General features: G+C 60.9%; 2 protein-coding genes. Both read left to right on the top strand.

Annotation, left to right across the window (positions count from 1 at the left end; translation table 11 throughout):
* Positions 1–271: 271 nt before the first annotated feature.
* The gene (locus QRN48_RS03325) at positions 272–1,138 is read left to right on the top strand and encodes an ion transporter (protein ID WP_191945367.1); all 867 of its coding nucleotides are present in this window, start codon (positions 272–274) and stop codon (positions 1,136–1,138) included.
* 135 nt (positions 1,139–1,273) lie between these two features.
* A complete protein-coding gene (locus QRN48_RS03330; protein ID WP_285348882.1) occupies positions 1,274–2,272 on the top strand; it encodes a sulfate ABC transporter substrate-binding protein in 999 nt (332 codons plus the stop codon).
* Positions 2,273–2,965: the final 693 nt, after the last annotated feature.

Below are 2,965 nucleotides of genomic sequence, written 5' to 3' on the forward strand. Positions count from 1 at the left end.
GGCTTCCCGGCTGAAGCCGGTCCTACAGGGGTATGCGGTGTTTGTGGGACCGGCTCCCCGGCTGAAGCCGGTCCTGCAGGGGTATGCGGTGTTTGTGGGACCGGCTTCCCGGCTGAAGCCGGTCCTACGGGGGTATGCGGTGTTTGTAGGACCGGCTTCAGCCGGGAAGACGTCGGAGTGAGCGCCACTGAAAGTGGGTGTGACACCTGACAGGTTGCGCTCCTGAGCGCTTTGTCCCACGCTCTGCCGACCTTGCACGCGGAAAGACCCCATGGACAGCAACATCAGCTGGCGCGAACAGCTACGCATCATCGTTTTTCAGAGTGACACCAAACCCGGCCGACGCTTCGACAAGGTCCTGCTGGTGCTCATCCTCTGCAGCCTGCTCGTGGCAATCATCGACAGCATTGAGGCGGTGCATCGCAACTACGCCGCCCCGCTGGCCTGGATCGAGTGGACGTTCACGTTCATTTTTGCGGTGGAGTACGTGCTGCGGCTGTACTGCTCGCCCAAACCGCTGCGCTACGCGTTCAGCTTCTACGGGCTCATCGACTTGCTGGCGATCGTGCCGGGCATTCTGGCCATCTATTACAGCGACGCGCAGTACCTGCTGATCGTGCGTGTGGTGCGCATGCTGCGGATTTTCCGCGTGCTCAAGCTGAGCCCGTACCTGAAACAGGCCAATTACCTGCTCGCCGCCCTGCGTGGAAGCAAGCAGAAGATCATTGTGTTCCTGGCGACCGTCTCGACCCTGGTGACGGTGTTCGGCACGCTGATGTATGTCGTGGAGGGCCCGGAGCACGGCTTTACCAGCATCCCCAAGGGCATTTACTGGGCTATCGTCACCCTGACCACGGTGGGCTTTGGTGACATCGTGCCGAAAACGCCACTGGGGCAGATCCTCTCGTCGATGGTGATGATCACCGGTTACTCGATCATCGCCGTGCCCACCGGGATCTTTACCGCCGAACTGGCCAACGCCATGCGCGGCGACCAACTGCAGCACGACTGCCCCGTCTGCGCCAAGAACGCCCATGAGCCCAACGCGGCGTTCTGCTCACGCTGCGGTAATCCGCTTTTTCCCCGGGTGGATGCCTTGGGCACGCCGCAGGAGACGCGGCGTGACATAAGCACATGAGTTTTCGATCTATGAGGCCACAGGCGACATTGGTTATAGTCGCCAGCCATTGGCCATCTTTTCTGATCTAGACCAATGGCGCTCTCACAAGCAGCCCATTCAAAGCCCCGCGCTCAACGCCACAAGGAACTCACAGTGAAAAAGATCTTCGCCGCTTCCCTGCTTGCCGCAGGACTGGCCCTGGGCAGCGCCGCACAGGCCGCGCCATCGCTGCTCAACGTGTCCTACGACGTGATGCGCGATTTCTACAAGGACTACAACGCAGCATTCCAGAAGCACTGGGAAGCGGAGCACAAAGAAAGCCCAACGATCCAGATGTCCTACGGCGGTTCCAGCAAACAGGCGCGCTCGGTCATCGACGGGCTGCCCGCCGATGTCATCACCATGAACATGGCCACCGACATCAACGCCCTGGCTGACAACGGCGGGCTGGTGCCGAAGGACTGGGTCACCCGGCTGCCGAACAACAGCGCGCCGTTCACCTCGGCCACGGTGTTCATCGTGCGCAAGGGCAACCCGAAGGCACTGAAAGACTGGCCCGACTTGATCAAGGATGGCGTTGAGGTGGTGGTGCCAAACCCGAAAACCTCGGGCAACGGCCGCTACACCTACCTGTCAGCCTGGGGCTATACGCTGAAAAACGGCGGCGATGAAGCAGCGGCCAAAAAATTCGTCGGCGCGCTGTTCAGCCACGTGCCTGTGCTCGACACCGGCGGCCGTGGCGCGACCACCACGTTCATGACCAACCACATCGGCGATGTGCTAGTGACCTTCGAGAACGAGGCCGAGATGATCGCCCGCGAGTTCGGCCGCGATCAGTTTGAAGTGGTCTACCCAAGCGTCTCCGCCGAAGCGGAACCGCCGGTGAGCCTCGTGGACAAGGTGGTCGACAAAAAAAGGACCCGCGCGGTGGCCGAGGAGTATCTGAAGTACCTCTGGTCCCCCGAAGGCCAGGAAATTGCCGCTGCCAACTACCTGCGTCCCCGCGACCCGGCGGTGCTGGCCAAATACACCGACCGCTTCCCGAAAGTGGACTTCCTGTCGGTCGAAAAAACCTTCGGCGACTGGCGCACCGTGCAGAAGACCCACTTCAATGACGGCGGGGTGTTTGACGAGATCTACCCGGCGAAATAAACCAGGATCAAGAGCGTCTGCCTAAGGGCAGACTGTTTCGCCTTCGGCGAGTTACTTGATAAAGCCCCAAGTAACCAAGGGCCTGTGCTCCTGGTTGGGCCCTCCTTCGTCGGGTTCCTTCACTCCGGTCTTGCTCCGTGGGCCCGCGCCGAACGGACATCCATGTCCTGACGGCGCTCTCGCGGCATCCATGCCGCTCGACCCACTGCGCAAAACCTGCGTTCAGCCTGCACCCAAGTCGCGATAGGTGTCGTCTGGACGTTATGCGCAGAAAGATCAAAAGCGAAGGCAGATCAAGGGCTTCCCGGCTAAAGCCGGTCCTACTAAAAGCAGCGCGTGTATTGAGCTCACTGATCGTTCCCACGCTCCGCGTGGGAATGCATCCCGCGACGCTCCGCGTCACATCCCTAAGCTTGAATGAGCGTCGTATGCGGGACGCAGAGCGTCCGGCGCGGCGCGTGGGAACGATCAGAATTGGTGGTGAGCAAACCGGCCTCTTCCCGGCTGAAGCCGGTCCCACTAAAGGCAGCGCGCGCAGCCTGTGGGACCGGCTTCAGCCGGGAAGCCTTTGATCTGCTTCTGATCTGCTTCTGAGCTGCGTTTGATCTGCTTCTGATCTTCATACACAGCCAGCCCAGACACCGCCAATCGCGACTTGGGTGCAGGCTGAACGCAGGTCTTGCGCAGTGGGCC

It is taken from the genome of Pseudomonas sp. ME-P-057 (assembly GCF_030208975.1).
Taxonomy (GTDB): domain Bacteria; phylum Pseudomonadota; class Gammaproteobacteria; order Pseudomonadales; family Pseudomonadaceae; genus Aquipseudomonas; species Aquipseudomonas lutea.

What these genes read in the sequence shown, in the direction of transcription:
- QRN48_RS03325 (WP_191945367.1), top strand. Translation starts at nt 272, where the DNA reads ATGGACAGCAACATCAGCTGGCGCGAACAGCTACGCATCATCGTTTTT.